A 20,218-nucleotide genomic window follows, 5' to 3' on the forward strand; every position below is an offset into this window, starting at 1 on the left:
ATAAAACTAAAAAACTTTCAAAAAATAAAGCACTCAAATTGAGTGCTTTATTTTTTTATAAACTTAGATTGTAAAAAACCCAATCCATAACCTGTAAACTGTACTAAAGTTGTTAATTTACTTAAACTAGCCACTTTTAAATTTTTGTTTTTCAGATAAGAATCTATAAAAATAGCTGTAAAATAAATAACATAAAAAATAAAGAATTGCCAATATCCGAAGGAAAAAAACAACATACTCATCAGAAAACTAATAATAAATAAACTTGGAAACCAATACGTTAATTTTGCTGTTTCAGGGTATTTCGCATTTAAAATAGGACGAGCAGTACCAAAAGCAAAAGTTTGTTTAAAAAACTGATTGATAGAACTTCTTCGTTTATGATATACAAATGCGTTTTCAATTAACTGTGTTTCAAATCCGCTTTTCCATAAACGAAAGGTTAAATCAATATCTTCACCCGCCTTCATTTCTGAAAATCCGTTAGTTTTTATAAAAGCTTTTTTTGATAAACCTAAATTAAAACTACGTGGTTGAAATTTACCAATTCCTTTTTTATTCCCTCTAATTCCACCAGTTGTTAATACCGATGTCATTGAATAATTAATTGCTTTTTGTAAATCAGTAAAACTACTATGTGCAGTATCAGAACCTCCAAAAGCATCGGTATAATTATCTTTTAAACCTTTTTTTACTTCGGATAAATATTCGGGAGGAAGAATTACATCACTATCTAAAATAATAAAATAAGTACCTGAAGCACGTTGCATTCCATAATTTCTACTTGCTCCTGCTCCGCTATTTTCTTTAAAAAAATAAACAATATTTAAGGTTGATTTATATTTATCTACAATTTTTTTAGAAGATTTTTCTGAACCATCTTCCACAATAATAACCTCAAAATCTTCGACTGATTTTTCATTAAAATCTTGCTTTGAAATACTTTCTAATAATTCCTCAATTTCTTTCGGACGATTATAAACAGGTACTATTATTGAAAATTGTAAACTCATTATGCTAAAACACGTTCATTAATTTTTTTTGTAATTCCACTCCAAAGATTGATGCGTTTCTCTAATGATTTTTTGGCATAAAATAAAACATCATTCCATTTTTGCTCATCACTACCACATAACTCTTCAATCATTTTTAATGATAAAGGCCCATGCTCATCACCATCTAACTCAATATGCCTGTTTAAGTAATAGGTTAATTTACTATAAGTAGCACTTTCTTTTTCTGCAGTATTTTTAACTATTTCAAAAAACATATCAGGTATTACATCTTCTCTACCAAAAGTAAAACTAGCAGCAATAATATGCGGTGCGTTGGTATTTATAACATCAAAAGAAAACATGACAAACTCTTTTACCTCTTTTAAAACAACAGCTGTATTTAAAGCTTCTTCTATCATTTTACCTTCAATAATAGCATCAATAAAAATAGCTATTTGAGTAGTACTTGCTCCTGCTTGATTCATTGCATCAACATACATTTCAAAATGACTTTTAGGCACGCCTAATTCATTTACATCTGTTTCCTCTCCTAAAACTATTTCGTTAATAAACCTAGCTGTTTTAGGTGTTGATACCGGAAGCCAAGGCAAAGTAGTACAAGTTAAATTTAATTGTAAAGCTTTTAATAATGACATAAAATCCCAAACGGCAAAAACATGAGATTCCATAAATGTTTTCACATCATTAATATTTTTTAACGATGTGTATAAAGCATGTTCTTTTAATTGCTTTCTTAAGGAAGCTAACTCCTTTTCTATCTGTAAAATATTACTCATATAAATAGTTATAAATAAAAAATGCAAATTTAATAATTTGCATTTTGATATATTTTTTATGATTATTCCTATTCAGTAAATTTATCCATCACAGCTGTGCTAACTCCCATATTAGAGAACCCTCCATCGTGAAATAAATTCTGTAAAGTTACCTTTCTTGTTAAATCTGAGAATAATGTAATCGTATAATCTGCACATTCTAATGCTGATGCATTTCCTAAAGGAGACATTTTTTCTGAATACGAAATAAATCCATCGAAACCTTTTACACCTTGTCCTGCCTTTGTTGGTGTTGGCGATTGCGATATAGTATTTACACGTACCTTATGGTCACGTCCAAAGAAATAACCAAAACTACGAGCAATCGATTCTAAATAAGCCTTATTATCAGCCATATCATTATAATCAGGAAACACACGTTGTGCAGCCATATATGACAAAGCAACAATACTTCCCCAATCATTCATAGCTTTTTTATTATACAAAACATTCATTACTTTATGAAAAGAAACTGCTGAAACATCAGCTCCTTTTGCTGTAAAATCGTAATTAGGATCAGTGTAATGACGTTTTTTACGCACATTAACAGACATCCCTATAGAATGCAATACAAAATCTATTTTTCCGCCTAAAATTTCCATAGATTTTTCAACTAAAGCTGTAATATCGTCTATAGAAGTAGCATCGGCAGGTATAACAACAGCTCCTGTTTTAGTAGCTAAATCATCAATATTTCCTAAACGCATTCCTGCAGGTGCATTAGTTAGTACAAATTCTGCTCCTTCTTCATAAGCACGTTCAGCCACTTTCCATGCTATAGAATTTTCATCTAACGCACCAAAAATAATTCCTTTTTTACCCTTTAATAAATTGTACATATTTTACTTTTTACTGTATGTAATTATTAATTTAATAATTCTTTTGCATGAATTAAAGCACTTTCAGATACGTCTTTTCCACTTAACATTTCAGCTATTTCAATTACACGCTCATCATCTGATAATAATTTTAAGTTTGATGTTGTTACACCATTTTCTTCTCCCTTAAATACTTTATAATGTTGTAATCCTTTAGCTGCTATTTGAGGTAAATGAGTAATAGTTATTACCTGCATACTTGCTCCCATATCTTGCATTATTTTTGCTATTTTATTAGAAACTTCTCCAGAAACTCCTGTGTCAATTTCATCAAAAATAATGGTTGGTAATTGTATATTTTCTGATAAAATCTTTTTAATAGACAACATAATTCGAGATAACTCTCCACCAGAAGCAACTTTTTTAAGCTCTCCAAAATTACCCCCTTTATTTGCAGAAAATAAAAAGTCTAAACTATCTTTTCCGTTTGAAAAATATTGTTCTGACTGATTTAATGTTATTGAAAAACGCGCATTAGGCATTCCTAATTCAGTTAATAAATACTCTAACTCAGTTTGTAATTTAGGTATTGCTCGGTTTCTTGATTTTGTAATCATAACAGCCACATCGTCTAACTTAACAGCTACCTCTTTAATTTCTTTACTTTTTTTATCAAGAAATACTCCTGCATCTTCAACTTGTGCTACTTTTTCAGCTAATACTTTATAAACATTAAGCAACTCTTTAACGGACGAAACTGAATGTTTTTTTTGTAAGTTGTATATTAATTGTAACCTATCATTTAATTCTTCAATTTCATTAGGGTTAAAATCAACCTCTTCATTAGCATTTTCTAATTCAGAAACCAAATCATCAAGCTCTAATTTAATACTAGTAACTCTATCAGCTATTTCTTTATAATTTTTAGAATAATTACTTATTTTTAATAAGCTGTTTTCTAAAGAGTATAATAAGTTTTGTACTCCTATTTCTTCATTTATTGAAATTTCTAGCGCTTCTGATAAATTAACTTTAATTTCTTCAATATTATTTAATGTATCTAGTTTTTCTTCTAACGTTTCCTGCTCTCCATCTATTAAATTAGCCTCTTCAAACTCTTTAAATAAATGTAAATTATACTCGTACTGTTCGTTTGATTTTTTGGTTTCTTCTTTTAAGAAGTTCAACTCTTTAACTAAGCTTGTATATTTTTTTAAACCTCTTTTGTAAGAAGCTATTTTAGTTTGATTTTTGGCCAATGCATCAAGTACCGAAAACTGAAAACTTGTATCAGAAAGTTGTGATGTTTGATGTTGTGAGTGTATATCTATTAACTTTGTTTTTAAAGCAGTTAAAACAGTTAAATTTACAGGGGTATCGTTAACAAAAGCCCTTGATTTACCTGAAGGAAGAATTTCTCTTCGAATAATTGTTTCGTTATCATAATCTAAATCTAACTTTTCAAACAAGTTTTGTAATGTATAACCATCTACATCAAACTTAGCCTCAATAATACATTTTTTGGTAGCATTTTTAAGCGATGATAAGTCAGCACGATTTCCCATAACTAAACCTAAAGCGCCTAGTAATATGGATTTTCCCGCACCTGTTTCACCTGTTATAATTGATAAACCTTTTGTAAAATCAATCGATAATTGATTGATTAACGCGTAATTATGTATGGATAAATGTCTAAGCAAAATCTATTCTTTATAAAGAATAAAAGTATGAATTTTGTATGAATTAAGTTACTTTAAAAAGCATCAAAATTAAAGGTATTTTATTATAATGTATAATAAATAATTTTATAATAAAATAAGTTATTGAAAGTAAATAATAAATGTATTAATTACACTATTTTTTTATTTATAAAATAATTTTTAGTTAAAAGATAAAAAAGCAAAAATAATTACTTTACAAGTTAAGTATCTATTATTAGACAACCTTACTCCATACATTATAATTACTTGAATTATTTTAACTAGTAATATTGATAAAATTATAACTGATATATACAAATATATTTTTTCATTGTAAAGGTAACTATACAAATAACTTTCAAACTTAATGAATTAGCAAATAACAGTCTAGTATATACTATAAATAAGTAGCTCCATTAGCTATTCCTTTTAATTAGAAACTCAAATGGGTAGCTAATCCTAACAATAAAATAATAATCTCATTCTGTGAAGTTTGTAAATTTCCTTTTTACTCTTTCTCTTACAACACTTTTTAAAGAATAATTTATGGTGTGCTTCTATATATAATTAACTTATTTAATTTTTTTCCACTTATCTTTATAAGTAGGAGCTATTTTATTTAAAACATCAAGCATTTTATTGGTGTTTTTTATTGGAGTTCCATCTGAAAAAACATTAGAAATCTCATCACCCTTAGCATCTAAAAAAATACGAATCATATAGTTACCTATAGCAATATTATGTATTTTTTCTAATCCAATTATATTTTCAGCTATTGTTTGTTTAGCTACTTCTTTAGTAGTGAAAAAATTATCAAAACCATTTCTGTGATAATTGTAATAAATAGTACGTAGGTTGCTAAACTTTGATGATAATAAATTATCTATTAATGAAAAACGATTTTGTTTTCCTACTTGATTTTGCCAAGCTTGCTCACCACTTGACTGTGCCTGTAACATTATGTTTTCTGCAATTTGCAAGTATTCTGTACCTCCTTTTAGCGCAAAGGTATCTGCATCAGTACCTAAAATTGTGTATACATAAAATGCTATTGTTGATACTAAACTAGAATCATATACATTAGGGTTAAAAATTAACGGCGCATATTCTGAATATTTAAAACTAAAATCATTATCATTAATATTTAAAATAGGTGTAGCGTAACTTGAACCATAAACAGGACGTGTAGATTGTACTTGTAAGCTTGCTTTAAAATTGTTGCCATTTTGTTCATTTATAATAATGGTAAAAGCACAATTAATTCGCTCCTGTTCTTTAAATGTTTTGGTAGTCCATTGTTTTTCGTTAATAAACTCTGTTAACGATTTTTGTAGTGTTTCAAAAACCTGTTTATTACTACTTTGAACTTTATCTGTATTTACAGTTACAAAGGCATTTAATTCTTGCGATTGTATTACTAAAACTGATGATAAAAAAATAATTAAAAATAAAAAATTACGCATCTATTATAATTTTAATTTAGTAAATTAAATACAGTATATAATGCTAAAATTTCAACATTTTAAATAGTACTGTAACTTAGAGTGACAATTTACAAAACTCTACTAAGAATTTCATTCATAATATCAACCGATACTTCTTTTTTTGATTTTAATGCAAATACTTTCTGTTTAAAGTTTGCATCAATAATAGTAATCTTATTGGTATCTGTAGCAAAACCCGCGCCTTTATCTTGTAAAGAATTTAAAACTATAAGGTCTAATTTTTTTTTGACAATCTTTGCTTTGGCATTTTCAACCTCATTATTAGTTTCGAGAGCAAAACCTACTAAAAACTGAGTTGTTTTAATTTGACCTAAAGATTTTAATATATCTTTGGTTGGCTCTAACTCTATCACTAACGCAGTGTCTTTCTTTTTTATTTTTTGCGTAGCTATATTTTTAGGTCTATAATCTGCTACTGCTGCCGATAAAATTGCAATATCTACTGTTTTATAATATGTATGACAAGCATCATACATTTGTTGAGCAGATTTTACGTCTATTCTATGAATAAAAGAATGTGTTACTTTTTGATAAGAAGGTCCTGATACTAAAAATACTTCAGCGCCTAAATTAGCTGCTGTTTTTGCTAGTTCAAATCCCATTTTACCTGAAGAATGATTTCCTATAAAACGAACAGGATCAATAGCTTCATAAGTTGGGCCTGCTGTAATTAATATTTTTTTTCCTCGTAATGGTAATTTAAACAAAATATCATTTTCTATGAAAGATACAATATCTGCTGGTTCAGCCATACGTCCTTCACCTACTAATCCACTTGCCAATTCACCTGAAGTAGCTGGTATTAATATATTGCCGAAATTTTGTAAACTTTGTAAACTTTTTTTGGTTGATGGATGTTGATACATATCTAAATCCATCGCTGGAGCAAAATATATAGGACATTTTGCAGATAAGTAAGTCGCTAACAATAAGTTATCACATATACCATTAGTCATTTTAGACAAGGTATTTGCTGTTGCTGGAGCAATTAACATAATATCGGCCCAAAGTCCTAAATCAACATGATTATTCCATAATTCATTTTCATCTTCTTTTTCATAAAAAGTAGAATGAACTGGATTTTTTGATAAAGTTGAAAGTGTAAGTGGAGTAACAAAATCTTTTGACGCAGGAGTCATTACTACCATAACTTCTGCGCCAGATTTTATAAACAAACGAACTAAACTCGCTGTTTTATATGCGGCAATACCTGCTGTAACGCCAAGTAAAACTTTTTTACCGCTCAGTACAGACATATTATTCTGCTTCTGGAGTTCTATAATATACCTTTCCGTTTAACCACTCTTCAACAGCAATAGCGTGTGGTTTTGGCAAACGTTCATAAAATTTAGATACTTCTATTTGTTCTTTATTTTCAAAAACCTCTTCTAAACTATCGTTATAAGTAGCAAATTCATCTAATTTATCAACTAACTCTTTCTTTAAGTCTGCATTAATTTGATTTGACCTTTTAGCTATTATTGAAATAGCTTCATAGATGTTTTCTGTTGGAGCTTCGATAGCTTCTTTATTATAAGTAATAGTACTTAATGCTGCTTTCGTTTCTTTATAATCCATTTTTTAACTTTTAACTAATTGTTCTTGTTCTTTATTTAATGTTGCCAACATTACATTCGAATCTTCTATGAATTTAGATTCAGGAAAACTTCTTTTTAATTTATCGTATGCTTTTATAGCTACTTTAATTCTTTCAGCTTTTCTGCGTTTTGTACTTTTTAAAACAAAATCATGCGCTGCTTTTAAACGATAATATAAAGCTTCTTCTTTATATTTAGTACCTAAATAATCAGATAATAAATTATCAAAAGCAACTATTGAAGCGCTATAATTTCTTGAATCATATGCAGCTGTATTATAATATGTTTTAGCTATTTCAAAAGATTTTTTCTCTAATTTAGCACGTAAGTCAGCATAATATTTATTAGCCTCATCTAATTTATCTGAATCAGGGTATTTATCAATAAACGTTTGAAAAGAAACTAGTGCTTTATCAGTATCTGTAGGGTCTAGACTAAAACTTGGAGACGCTTTATAATAACTCAATGCTGATAAAAAATCAGCTTCTTCTCTTTTTGAACTTTTAGGATAATTTTTAGCAAACCTTTCAAAATAGTACCCTGCTAAACTATAATTTTTTTCATTAAAATTAGATTGAGAAACCATGTATTGGATACGTTCCATTTGTGGTTTTCCTCTATATGCTGGTGTTGCTTTTTCAAACAAACGAATGGCTTTACTGTACTTTTGTGTTTCGTACATTTTTGTAGCCATTTTATATTGTTCTTCAACAGTTCCTTTATTTAATACTTTATGGTATTCTCCGCATGAAGATAGTACCAATAGCATTACAACTAAATACGCTAAATTTTTAATTTTTTGCATTTGGCAAAATTAGTGATTAATTATGGATTATTAAAACGATTTTTTACTCTAAACATAGAGCACTGCAAGAAAATATAAAATAGCTTATATAAATTGAAAAAAATACTAATTGTTTGTTAATATTATTGAGGTGTGCCTGCCGCTCCTTGTGCTACAATTTGCTTTACATCATTATCAAACAAATATAAACCTCCTTTATCATCACCAATTAAATTAATTTTATCTAATATGTTTCTTGCTAATGCCTCTTCTTCTATTTGCTCAGACACATACCATTGTAAAAAATTATGTGTTGCATAATCTCTTTCTTGTAGCGTAATATGTACCAAATCGTTTATAGAACTTGAAACCATTACTTCATGATCAAATAATGTTTGAAACATATCTTTAAACGATCCAAATTCACTTGGTGGTGCTACTAAGTCTGACACTTTTGCGTGTCCTCCTCTTTCATTGACAAACTTTACCAACTTTAACATATGCATACGTTCTTCATCTGAATGTGCATACATAAACTGAGACACTCCTTCAAAACCTTGTGTTTCAGCCCAACAAGCCATTGATAAATATATTTGTGATGATTGTGCTTCTATTTTTATTTGCTCGTTTAAAGCTGCTTCTATTACTTTTGATAACATATTTTTATATTTAAATTATAAATTTGTTTAGTTTTTGATTAAAAACAAACTAGTATACAAAGATGCAAAAAAGGCTACAATTAAAAAACTGTAACCTATTTATAAATATTATTTTTTACAAAAATTATAAATTATCTATAAAATCTGATATTTTTGTTTGTAATTGTTCTGAAGCTTTTACTAATGGTAAACGAACTTCATCTAAACAAATACCTTTTTTTAATAATACGGCTTTAATTCCGGCTGGATTATTTTCTTCAAAAATATAGTTTATTATATCTATTAACTGATAATAAATTTCATAAGCTTCTTTGTTTTTTCCAGCTAACCCTAGCTGAATCATTGTTGAAAATTCTTTAGGTAATCCTTGTCCTATTACAGATATTACACCTGCTCCTCCTGCAAGAACAACACCTAATGCTAAATCATCATCGCCTGAAATTATTAAAAAATCTTTAGGTTTATTTTTTATTAACTCTAAATATTGCTGCTGATTGTTACCTGCTTCTTTAACACCTATTACGTTATCAAAATCATTTGCTAAACGTAAAATAGTTGCAGGCTCCATATTTTTTGCAGTTCTACCAGGTACATTATATAAAATAATTGGTTTTGTAGTAGCTAAAGCAATTGCCTTAAAGTGTTGGTAAAAACCTTCTTGTGTTGGCTTACTGTAATAAGGTGCTACGGATAATATTGCATCAATATTTGACAAATTTAAAGATTGTAATTCATCAATTACTGTTTGAGTATTATTACTTCCAACTCCTAAAACCAATGGCAACCTTCCTTTATTTTCGGTAACTATTACATTAATAATTTCAGCTTTTTCTTGTTTTGTTATAGTACCACTTTCTCCTGTTGTTCCGTTAATAACTAAATAATTTGTTCCGTTATCAATAGTATAGTTTACTAATTTTTTAAGTGCTTCAAAATCTACACTTAAATCTTCTCCAAAAGGGGTTACCAAAGCTACTCCTGTACCAACAAATTTTTGCATTATGTTTTATTTAATATTGTTAAATATTTTTTTACTTCTTGATTTAAAACCTCTTCATTTAAACTTTTATCTACTACAATGAGGTCATACAATCTATCGTCAATTCCGGCAAAACCAGTTTTTAAACCTGCTTGCGATAGCAAAGTTATTGTATTCGTATATAAATTTGGAGTTTTAGTGTAGTTAATAAATAAATCATATTCTTTTTGAACGAAATCTTTTAAATTGTCTGATTTTAAACTAGCTTTAAATCCAAATTCTTTTTCTGTAAAAAACTTGGTAGCTATCGCTTGTTTTTTATCAAATGCTCTGTAAATTAAAATCGTAATATCTTCTTTTTTTAAAGAAAATTTATTAATTAAATTAGTGATTACCTTATTTTCAATAGTTTCATCATCTAATAAAACAGCAACCTTTTTTACCTTATTTTTAGGTTGATGCTGATGGTGTTTTTTTACAATAGTTATATCATAAAATTTTTGAATTGATTTTTTTTTAAGTTTACCTATCATTTTAAATAATTACTGCTACTAAATTATATTATTGTTTTTCAATTTCTAATAATAAAAATTGATTTAACTGTTTACCATATACTTGAAAATTATCATCAGATACTAGTATTAAACAACTATTTCCGTTTGATAGTTTGGGACCTAAAGTAATACCTTCAATATTATCTATAACACCATTTGTTAATTTATGTTGAACTGATATAAAATCAAATAACAATTCTTTTTTTAATGGAGTATATTTTTCTTTTTTTAACGACTCAATATACAAGGTGTTTGTTGATGTTTTATTTATTGTTGCTTTAAAAATTCGGATGGTATTTCCTTTATTTTCATAACCGCTTTGATACATGCGCTCTACAATTAAAAAACTATTATTTTTTATTGCTAAAATAGCTGTTACACCATTTAAATTAATATTTCCTTTTTCTGGCTTATCAATTTTTTCTAATTGATAGGCAAATTGTTTTGTTGCTTTTTTTGTTTGATTATTAAAATAGGTAATTCGTATTGGCGATTGTGTTTTATAAAACATTGGTTGTGCTCCATCTATTTTTAAAGGTGCTTCCATAGCAACCCAAAACCCTTTTTCATCAACACTTATAGAAGAGCTTTCAAAGGTTGCATTGTGCTTTGGTTGTGCTGCTGCTTTTGCTTTAAAATAAGTAGGAATGCTTATTTGTTCTTTAAAATTACCCAAAGTATCTATTATAAAAATAGTTGGATTTTTACCTTTATTTATTGCGCCTTCACTTGCTAAATTTAATTGGTTATTTTTTATAAAAACAGCTTCTAAGTCTAATATATTATTTTTATAGAATTGGCTATTTGATTTTAGATGAATTATTTTTTTAAATGTTACCTCTTTTATAGAATCTTTTTTTATTGTAATATCTGCTACTAAAACCCTTGGGTTTTTAGCATCGTCAACTACCATATAATACTGTTGATTATTAAAATCTATTCCTGAAATGCCTCCTATTACGGTGTTTTTAAATTTCAACGAATCTTGAATTACATATTCGTTTAAAAATTTTAATTGTATTTTTTTGGTTTTACAATTTGTAAAGCAAAAAAATAACATCAGATAAAGCAATTTTCTACTCATTTAACAAAAATACTATTTAATATAAAATTACTTATATAATTAAACATTTACATTTTTAGGTTTTACAAATACAATTTAGAGATTTATATAAGTTTATAAATATACTTAGCCCCGATTAAAGCTTTTGTTTGAGGGCTGTTTTTGATTTTTCTTAAAAAAAAGCGAATGCGTAAAGCAGGAAATAACTTCAAATTTTATTATTTTTTGGCTATAATAGATTTTACTATTAAATATTAAGAAACTGTATATAATAAAATGATTTTAGTTAGTGAAAATTATTTAAAGCAATACAACTATCTAACATTATAAATAGGTAATTATATTAAGCTATCATATCAATAAAATTTTGTTCTGAAATAATTGATATTCCTAAGCTTTCGGCTTTTTCAAGCTTACTTGGCCCCATGTTATCGCCAGCTATAATAAAGCTTGTTTTTTTAGAGATTGATGAACTTACTTTTCCTCCATTATCTTCAATAGCCTTTTTAAGCTCGGTTCGACTCATTTGATAAAAAACTCCAGAAACTACAAAAATTTTATCAACTAATTTATTTGTTTGATTTTCTAAACTTTCAGCTGAAACCTCTAATTGTACTCCGTAAGATTTTAATCTATTTATTAATTGTATATTTTCTGAATTATTAGAAAAATCAATAATACTCTGTGCTATTTTGCCTCCTATTTCATCAACAGAAGTTAAGGTATCAAAATTGGCTGCTATTAAATTATCTATCGATTTAAAATGTTTTGCTAATTTTTTAGCTACGGTTTCACCAACAAATCGAATTCCTAAGGCAAATAATACTTTTTCAAACGGAATTTCTTTTGATTTTTCAATTCCGGCTATCATATTTTGAGCTGATTTTTCTGCCATTCTTTCTAACGGAATCACTTGCTCTTGTTTTAGATCATATAAATCTGCATAATTTTTAATTAATCCCTCTTTACGTAATAAATCTACCGTTTCACCTCCTAACCCTTCAATATCCATAGCTTTTCTACTGATAAAATGCTGAATTCTACCTGTAATTTGTGGTGCACAACCAAACTCATTCGGGCAATAATGTTTTGCATCTCCTTCATTTCTAACTAACGTAGTATTACACTCAGGACAGTTAGTTGCATATAGTGTAGGTTCAGAATTATGTGGTCTTTTAGAAAAATCAACCGCAATAATTTTTGGTATAATTTCACCTCCCTTTTCAACAAAAACAGTATCGTTTATTCTAATATCTAATTTTTCAATTTGATCTGCATTATGTAATGAAGCTCGTTTTACAATTGTTCCTGCTAGTTGTACAGGTGCTAAATTTGCTACTGGTGTTATAGCACCTGTGCGCCCTACTTGATATGTTATTTCATGTAAAATGGTTGAAACTTGTTCTGCTTTAAATTTATAAGCTATTGCCCAGCGGGGTGCTTTTGATGTATAACCAAGTTCTTCTTGTTGTTGTAAATTGTTTACCTTTATTACAACACCATCGGTTTCATAAGGTAAATCATGTCGTTTAATATCCCAATAATTTACAAAGTCAAAAACTTCATTTACTGTTTCTGCCAACGTAATGGTTTCTGGTACTTTAAACCCTACTTTACGTGCGTTTTCTAAACTTTCAAAATGTGTTTTAAATATGCGTTCTTCTGTAAGCACTTGATATAACAAACAGTCTAAGGGACGTTTAGCAACCTCAGCACTATCTTGTAATTTTAAACTTCCACTTGCAGTATTTCGAGGATTTTTAAATGGTTCTTCACCGTTTTCTATACGTTCTTGATTTATTTTATAAAAACCCTTAAGAGGTAAAACAATTTCGCCACGCATTTCAAAATTATGAATAAAACTGGTGTTTAAACTTAACGGAATTGATTTTATAGTACGTATATTAGTTGTTACATCATCTCCTTGAAAACCATCACCACGAGTTACGGCTTTTACCAACTGACCATTTTCGAAAGTTAAATTAATGGATGCTCCATCGTATTTTAATTCACAGGTGTATTCTAATTTATCTGAACCTAATATTTTTTGAATACGTTTTTCCCAGTCTAATAAATCATCTTTAGAATATGAATTATCTAAAGAATACATTCTGTTTTTATGCGTAATTGTTTCAAAATTTTTGGTAATTCCGCCCCCTACTCTTTGTGTTGGTGAATTAGCATCAAAAAACTGTGGATTTTCTGCTTCTAACTTCTCTAAATTTTTTAATTTACTATCAAAATCATAATCTGAAATAGTAGCATTATCTAATACATAATAATTATAATTATGTTTATTTAATTCGTTACGTAACGATTGTATTTTTTGCTGAATTGTCATTAAATTAATAGCTCTAATAAGTTATTTTTTATTCATTTCTACTTTTTAAAAAATTTACCTCTTATAAAAACAGGTTCAATAAAGATCTACAAAAAGAAGCTACTTTACCTACATACAACGTAACTACTAACCTTTAATCATTTAAGGTATCACAAAACAAATATACTATTTCACTAAAATTATTTTTATATTCTAATGTACCCCTATAATAACAAAACTCCACCACATCTATAACTATACTAGCTACTACAGTTGTAAATTTTTATGCCGTTTCTGGAATTTTACAATACGGTAATATTAATTACAAATTAATATCGTCTATATAATTATAAGTAAAAAGTTTTTTTATGTTTTAAAATTTTAATGCTAAATTAATGAAAACTTCTAGGTATTAATAGTGCTTTACTTTACATTTATAAACAAAAAAAACTGAAATTTCAACTTCAGTTTTTTTTATTTATAATAAGTACGTTTATATATTACTTTCTTAATTTCATCGTATAAACAATATTTCCTTCTGACCCTGAAAACAACAACTCTTTATCACTTAATAATTCTATTTTTAAACCGTTAGCTAAATTTTCATCTCCTTCTAGTTTTAGAACTTTAGTTTTCTCTTCAAACTTCCAATCACCTTTTTTTTCTTGATTACTCATCATTACTTGATACTTTCCATCAGTATAAAAAATCATCCAACTATTATTTTCTGGATAATTTTGAGCTTCTTCTCCAATTTGAACTGATTCTAACAACCATTTTCCAGATGTTAAAAAATTAACTTCACTACTTTGCTGAGAAAAACTAACAGCGTGTATACTAAATAAAAGTAAAATTAAGGGGAATACTTTTTTCATAATTTGGGGGAATTATAATATTAACACATCACTAATATATGTAAAAAAGGCTGAAACAAAAAATGTTTCAGCCTTTTTTACATATTGATAACATGCTGTTAATAATAAGTATACCTACGTACTTTTGCTATATGTTTAGCTAAACGCATTACTTGATGTGAATATCCATATTCATTATCATACCACACATATACTACAATTGTATCACCATCTGCAATAGTTGCTTTACTATCAAATATTGATGGTGCTGTTGTACCTACAATATCAGAAGATACTAATTCATTATTTATTGAGTATTGAATTTGTTCTACTAAATCTCCCTCTAAAGCATATTGCTTCATTATAGCATTTACTCCTTCTACAGTAGTATTTGAATTTAATTGTAAATTTAAAATTGCTAATGACCCGTTTGGTACAGGTACACGAATAGCATTAGAGGTTAATTTACCTTCTAAAGCTGGTAATGCTTTTGCTACAGCTTTACCTGCTCCGGTTTCAGTAATTACCATATTTAAAGCTGCAGCTCTACCTCTACGGTATTTTTTATGCATGTTATCTACTAAGTTTTGATCATTAGTATATGCATGAATAGTTTCTAAGTGTCCTTTTTTAATTCCAAAATTATCTTCTAACACTTTTAATACTGGTGTTATAGCATTTGTTGTACATGATGCTGCTGAAAATATATCTATAACGTCAGGGTTATTTTCTTCATGATTTACACCGTGTACAATGTTTGGTATTCCTTTTCCCGGTGCTGTTAATAATACTTTACTTGCTCCTTTTGGCACTAGGTGGCGACTTAAAGCTTCTTTATCTTTAAATGCACCGGTGTTATCTATAATTAAGGCATCATTAATTCCGTACGTTGTATAATCAATATCTTCTGGTTTCCCTGCTGAAATCATATACACTGTAGTTCCGTTTATTATTAGGGCATTATTATCTACATCTACCTGAACAGTTCCTAAAAAATCTCCATGTACAGAATCAATACTTAACAATGATGCTCTTTTTTCTAAAACTGCTTCGTTAATTTCTCCACGTGTAACAACAGCTCTTAACCTTAATTGAGAACCTTTACCCATTTTACTCATTAACTCACGTGCTAATAAACGCCCAATACGTCCAAAACCATATAAAACAACATCTTTTGGTTGAATATCTTCTGCCTGTGTTGCGTCTTTTAATTGATTTTTTACAAAAGCTAACTTATCAGTAGTAACATCTGTTTGTAAATGGTATTCATAAGCTAATTTACCTATATCTAATTTTGATGCTGGTAACTCAATATTTTGTATTGCTTTTGCTATTTCTAAAGCATCGTTAATTGAAATTGGTTTTGCTACAAATTCTTTAGCATAATCAATTAAATTTAAAACTTCACTAGCTCTTTTATCTACTAATGGGTTTCTAAATAAAACTAATTCTATTGATTTATCGTACCATAAATCATTAACGATATTAATAAATTCAACAGTAGCTCGTCTAACTTGCGCTTGATTTACTACTTCTTTTTCGTAATTTGTTATTGTTGACATAGTTGTGTGTTAACTAAAATTTAAAAATTTGCGACAAAAATAGGAATTTCAAATGGCTTACTTAGCGTTTTATAAGAATAAAAATGTCGTTGAAAATTAGTTTTCAACGACATTTAACATAAAACAATATTATTATTTAAAATCTATATCGCTCTATTTTTCCTGTTGGACTTAATAACTCTAAATACATTTGCTGATTTCCGGTATAAGTATCTAAAATTGAAACAGCTTCTGAAGCACTCTTTATTTCTTTTCCATTTATTTTTGTCAAAATATAATCTGCTCCTACTTTATAATATTGAAACCCTTTATTATTAGTCGCTGTAATTTTTGCCCCTCCTTTTAATGTATATAATTTTCTTTCACGAGCTGTTAAATCTTTTAACTGTACTCCAAAAGATAATGATGTAAAAGTATTTTTTTTACTTAACTTTATTTTTTTTATTAAACTTTCACCACTTCTATTTACGGTTACATTCACATACTCTCCAGGTCGCTTAGCAGTTAATTGACCTTTTAGATCAGAAAATTTTGAAATTTTAACATCATTTACTCGAGTTATAATATCTCCTTCTCTTAAACCTGCTTTTACCGCTTCACTATCATTTTCTATTTCACCAATTTGTACCCCTTCAATATCTTTAATAGAATTATCAATACTTATACCAATTATGGCTTCTTGCACCGAACCAAACTCTAATAAATCATCTACTACTTTTTTTACTATATTAGAAGGAACTGCAAATGAATATCCTATAAATGAACCTGTTCTTGATGAAATAGCAGTATTAATACCTATTAACTCTCCTCTTGTGTTTACTAAAGCACCTCCACTGTTACCTGGGTTTACAGCAGCATCTGTTTGAATAAAAGCTTCAATATTTTTATTACCATCTAAATCTCGTCCCTTTGCGCTAACAATACCAGCAGTAACGGTAGATGTTAAATTATATGGATTACCAACAGCTAAAACCCATTCTCCTACTTTTGAAGTATCAGAGTTTCCAAAGGGAAGGTTCGGTAAATCTTCATCAGTTTCAACCTTTAATAAAGCAATATCATTAGTTTTATCTGTACCTATCAAAACAGCTTTTAACTTTTTCCTATTATTTAATGTTATTTCAATATCACTAGCTCCATCTATTACATGATTATTGGTTACTATATAACCGTCTGGTGAAATTATAACACCGCTACCGGTTCCTACCTGCTCATACTTACGTGTTTCATTTTTACCAAAAAGTTGAGCATATGGGTTTTGCTGAGTTCTTACTGCTGTATTTTTAACATGTACTACTGCATGCACTGTTTTATCAGCCGCTACAGTAAAATTTGTAGGAGCAGCAGTTGTATTTACCACTGTGGGTATATAACTCGTATTTACAGTTTGTAAAGTAGGGTTAACAGCTACTTTTTGGATATCTTTTTGAGATTTTTCTATAACCATTTTATATCCTGCAAGGGCTATAACACCTCCTAATACAGCTATTGATAAGCTTTTAATTACTTGTTTCATATTCTTACAAAATTTTATATTTCAAATATACTTATTTTAACATTCTCTATAAATCTGTTTAACTTCCTTTTAACTGACTTTAACCACTTTTTAACACTTACTTTTACTTAATAAAATGTGTATATTTGCTTACTATGAGCTTAACTTTTTACAAATATCAGGGAACTGGAAATGATTTTATTATAATAGATAATCGTACTAAAAAATTTCCTAAAAATAATATTAACGCAATTACCAAACTATGTAATAGACATTTTGGTATTGGTGCTGATGGATTAATTTTAATAGAAAATCATGATACTACAGATTTTAGAATGTTGTATTTCAATGCTGACGGTAGTGAAACAATGTGTGGTAACGGAGGTCGATGTGCTGTTGCTTTTGCTAAAAAATTAAATATAATTGAAACTAAAACAACTTTTACAGCTTTTGATGGTGAACATTATGCTGAAATAAATAATGGAATTGTTTCATTACACATGATAGATGTTAATGAAATAAAAATAACCAATGAGTACATTTTTGCTAACACAGGTACTCAACATCATGTTCAACTAGTTGATGATTTGACTAATTTTCCTGTTTTTGAAAAAGGAAAAAACATTAGAAATAACATTTATGGTGTACAAGGAAGTAATGTTAATTTTGTTGAACAATTAAACGCAAACACCTTTAGAGTTAGAACCTACGAAAAAGGTGTAGAAAATGAAACATTAGCCTGCGGTACTGGAGTTACGGCTGTTGCAATTGCAATGCATGCAACAAAAAAAACAACTAATACCTTAATTAATTTACCTGTCGAAGGCGGTTTATTAGCTGTTAGTTTTGATGAAAAAAATGGGAATTACACTAATATTTTTCTAAAAGGGCCTGCTGTACTGGTATTTAAAGGTGAAATTGAATTATAATGAATACTTTAAAAGGTATACATATAGCCTTAAGAGCTCTTGAACCTGAAGATTTAGGTTTTCTCTTTAAAATAGAAAATAATGAATCTTTTTGGGAAATTAGCCACACACAAGTGCCTTTTTCTAAATTTATTTTAAAGCAATATCTAGAAAATGCACATTTAGATATTTATGAAGCCAAACAATTACGACTAGTCATTGAAGACTACAAAAATAAAAATACGATTGGAATGATTGATCTTTTTGATTTTAATCCTCTACACAAAAGAGCTGGTATCGGAATTTTGATTCATCCTGATTATCAACAAAAAGGATTTGCATCTGAAGCTTTAAAACTTTTAATAAACTATTGTTTTACACACTTGCAACTACATCAATTATATGCTAATATCACTGATGATAACCATAAGAGCATACATCTTTTTACAAATCATAATTTCATAAAAGTAGGCGTTAAAAAAGATTGGCTTTTTAGTAACAAAACTTACAAAAACGAAATTTTATTTCAATTAATAAATGAATAAAAAAATAATATACAGCGTTATTACTACTGTAATTTTAATTAGTGGTGTTATTAGTTTTAATTTTTATAAAAAAATATTTAGCAAAGCTGTTATTAAAAACGGAGCTATTTATATTAAATCTAACCACAGCTTTGATGATTTAAAACAACAACTTTCTGATTACATAACAAAACCCGAAAATTTTATTTGGGTTGCTGAGAAAAAAAAATTCTCAAAACCTAAAGGAGGTAAATACTTATTAAAAAAAGGAATGAGTTTAAACGATGTTGTAAACTTACTTCGTAGTGGAAAACAAACTCCTATAAAACTATCTTTTAATAATCAAGATTCATTAGAAAAACTAGCTGGACGAATTTCACAACAAATAGAAGCAGATTCTAGCTCATTGATAAAAGCAATGGTTAATGAAAATTTTTTATCAAAAAATGGATTTAATAAAAAATCTGCTTTAGGAATGTACATTCCAAATAGTTATCAATTTTACTGGAATACAGATGCTGAAAAATTTGTAAATAAAATGCTTATTGAATATAATCGATTTTGGAACTCAGAAAGATTAGAAAAAGCTAAAAACTTAAACTTATCAAAAAAAGAAGTTATTACACTAGCATCAATAGTTCAAAAAGAAACTGCTCAAAAAAGTGAGCGTCCAATTGTAGCTGGTTTGTATTTAAATAGATTGAAAAATAATTGGCCTCTTCAAGCTGACCCAACTGTTATTTATTGTATTAAACAATTAAAAGGAGACCAATTTACAGTTAAACGAGTATTAACAAAAGACCTTGAAATTAAATCTCCATACAACACATATAAAAACACAGGACTGCCTCCTTCTTTAATTGCTATGCCTGATATTTCATCTATAAATGCTGTTTTAAACTACAAAAAGCATAATTATTATTACATGTGTGCTAGTGTTGATAAAATTGGTTTTCATGATTTTGCTAATACCTTAACACAACATAACAGAAATGCAGCTAAATATCAATATTGGATAAGTCAAAAAGGTATTAATCGCTAAGTAAAATATATTTATACTTTCA

At 28.1% G+C, this 20,218-nt stretch carries 19 protein-coding genes; 3 read left to right on the forward strand and 16 right to left on the reverse strand.

The window, feature by feature from the left end; all coding sequences use genetic code 11:
• Positions 1 to 47: 47 nt before the first annotated feature.
• From ACN5J4_RS02425 to ACN5J4_RS02500, 16 genes are all read right to left on the reverse strand, one after another.
• On the reverse strand, positions 48 to 1,013 hold the full coding sequence (locus tag ACN5J4_RS02425) for a glycosyltransferase (RefSeq protein ID WP_418650578.1): 966 nt from the start codon (positions 1,011 to 1,013) through the stop codon (positions 48 to 50).
• Positions 1,013 to 1,792: a DUF3050 domain-containing protein gene (locus ACN5J4_RS02430; RefSeq protein WP_418650579.1), complete on the reverse strand. Its 780-nt coding sequence runs from the start codon at positions 1,790 to 1,792 to the stop codon at positions 1,013 to 1,015. The genes ACN5J4_RS02425 and ACN5J4_RS02430 overlap by 1 nt, the downstream gene beginning before the upstream one ends.
• Positions 1,793 to 1,860: 68 nt before the next feature.
• The gene (locus ACN5J4_RS02435) at positions 1,861 to 2,670 is read right to left on the reverse strand and encodes an enoyl-ACP reductase FabI (RefSeq protein ID WP_418650580.1); all 810 of its coding nucleotides are present in this window, start codon (positions 2,668 to 2,670) and stop codon (positions 1,861 to 1,863) included.
• Positions 2,671 to 2,696: 26 nt separating this feature from the next.
• Positions 2,697 to 4,349, reverse strand: a complete 1,653-nt coding sequence (recN, locus tag ACN5J4_RS02440) for a DNA repair protein RecN (protein WP_418650581.1) — start codon at positions 4,347 to 4,349, stop codon at positions 2,697 to 2,699.
• Between the two features lie 572 nt (positions 4,350 to 4,921).
• On the reverse strand, positions 4,922 to 5,812 hold the full coding sequence (locus ACN5J4_RS02445) for a DUF4835 family protein (protein WP_418650582.1): 891 nt from the start codon (positions 5,810 to 5,812) through the stop codon (positions 4,922 to 4,924).
• 89 nt (positions 5,813 to 5,901) lie between these two features.
• Complete coding sequence (coaBC, locus tag ACN5J4_RS02450) at positions 5,902 to 7,110, reverse strand: bifunctional phosphopantothenoylcysteine decarboxylase/phosphopantothenate--cysteine ligase CoaBC (RefSeq protein WP_418650583.1); 1,209 nt, start codon at positions 7,108 to 7,110, stop codon at positions 5,902 to 5,904.
• A 1-nt stretch (position 7,111) separates the two neighbouring features.
• A complete protein-coding gene (locus ACN5J4_RS02455) occupies positions 7,112 to 7,432 on the reverse strand; it encodes a DNA-directed RNA polymerase subunit omega (RefSeq protein WP_418650584.1) in 321 nt (106 codons plus the stop codon).
• 3 nt (positions 7,433 to 7,435) lie between these two features.
• A complete protein-coding gene (locus tag ACN5J4_RS02460; RefSeq protein WP_418650585.1) occupies positions 7,436 to 8,257 on the reverse strand; it encodes an outer membrane protein assembly factor BamD in 822 nt (273 codons plus the stop codon).
• Positions 8,258 to 8,379: 122 nt separating this feature from the next.
• Entirely contained in the window at positions 8,380 to 8,895 is a 516-nt protein-coding gene (locus tag ACN5J4_RS02465) for a ferritin (RefSeq protein WP_418650586.1), read from the reverse strand.
• Positions 8,896 to 9,019: 124 nt separating this feature from the next.
• Positions 9,020 to 9,895: a 4-hydroxy-tetrahydrodipicolinate synthase gene (gene dapA, locus ACN5J4_RS02470; RefSeq protein ID WP_418650587.1), complete on the reverse strand. Its 876-nt coding sequence runs from the start codon at positions 9,893 to 9,895 to the stop codon at positions 9,020 to 9,022.
• On the reverse strand, positions 9,895 to 10,407 hold the full coding sequence (locus tag ACN5J4_RS02475) for a DUF6913 domain-containing protein (protein WP_418650588.1): 513 nt from the start codon (positions 10,405 to 10,407) through the stop codon (positions 9,895 to 9,897). The genes dapA and ACN5J4_RS02475 overlap by 1 nt, the downstream gene beginning before the upstream one ends.
• A gap of 28 nt (positions 10,408 to 10,435) precedes the next feature.
• Positions 10,436 to 11,512 (reverse strand): esterase-like activity of phytase family protein, encoded by a 1,077-nt coding sequence (locus ACN5J4_RS02480; protein WP_418650589.1) that lies wholly within the window; start codon positions 11,510 to 11,512, stop codon positions 10,436 to 10,438.
• Positions 11,513 to 11,834: 322 nt separating this feature from the next.
• On the reverse strand, positions 11,835 to 13,832 hold the full coding sequence (gene ligA, locus ACN5J4_RS02485) for an NAD-dependent DNA ligase LigA (RefSeq protein WP_418650590.1): 1,998 nt from the start codon (positions 13,830 to 13,832) through the stop codon (positions 11,835 to 11,837).
• Positions 13,833 to 14,311: 479 nt separating this feature from the next.
• Positions 14,312 to 14,686 carry a hypothetical protein gene (locus ACN5J4_RS02490; RefSeq protein WP_418650591.1) on the reverse strand — a complete coding sequence of 125 codons (375 nt, stop codon included), beginning with the start codon at positions 14,684 to 14,686 and terminating at the stop codon, positions 14,312 to 14,314.
• A 98-nt stretch (positions 14,687 to 14,784) separates the two neighbouring features.
• Positions 14,785 to 16,227, reverse strand: a complete 1,443-nt coding sequence (locus tag ACN5J4_RS02495) for a glyceraldehyde-3-phosphate dehydrogenase (RefSeq protein ID WP_418650592.1) — start codon at positions 16,225 to 16,227, stop codon at positions 14,785 to 14,787.
• Positions 16,228 to 16,363: 136 nt separating this feature from the next.
• On the reverse strand, positions 16,364 to 17,743 hold the full coding sequence (locus ACN5J4_RS02500; protein WP_418650593.1) for a trypsin-like peptidase domain-containing protein: 1,380 nt from the start codon (positions 17,741 to 17,743) through the stop codon (positions 16,364 to 16,366).
• A 134-nt stretch (positions 17,744 to 17,877) separates the two neighbouring features.
• On the opposite strand from ACN5J4_RS02500, the gene dapF reads away from it, so the two are divergent.
• From dapF to mltG, 3 genes are read left to right on the forward strand one after another with little or no spacing between them, the layout of a single operon-like run.
• Complete coding sequence (gene dapF, locus ACN5J4_RS02505) at positions 17,878 to 18,651, forward strand: diaminopimelate epimerase (protein WP_418650594.1); 774 nt, start codon at positions 17,878 to 17,880, stop codon at positions 18,649 to 18,651.
• A complete protein-coding gene (locus ACN5J4_RS02510; RefSeq protein WP_418650595.1) occupies positions 18,651 to 19,175 on the forward strand; it encodes a GNAT family N-acetyltransferase in 525 nt (174 codons plus the stop codon). The genes dapF and ACN5J4_RS02510 overlap by 1 nt, the downstream gene beginning before the upstream one ends.
• Complete coding sequence (gene mltG, locus ACN5J4_RS02515) at positions 19,168 to 20,196, forward strand: endolytic transglycosylase MltG (RefSeq protein ID WP_418650596.1); 1,029 nt, start codon at positions 19,168 to 19,170, stop codon at positions 20,194 to 20,196. The genes ACN5J4_RS02510 and mltG overlap by 8 nt, the downstream gene beginning before the upstream one ends.
• The last annotated feature ends 22 nt before the right edge of the window (positions 20,197 to 20,218 follow it).

Source organism: Tenacibaculum aestuariivivum (assembly GCF_964507685.1).
In the GTDB taxonomy this organism is placed as follows: domain Bacteria; phylum Bacteroidota; class Bacteroidia; order Flavobacteriales; family Flavobacteriaceae; genus Polaribacter; species Polaribacter aestuariivivum.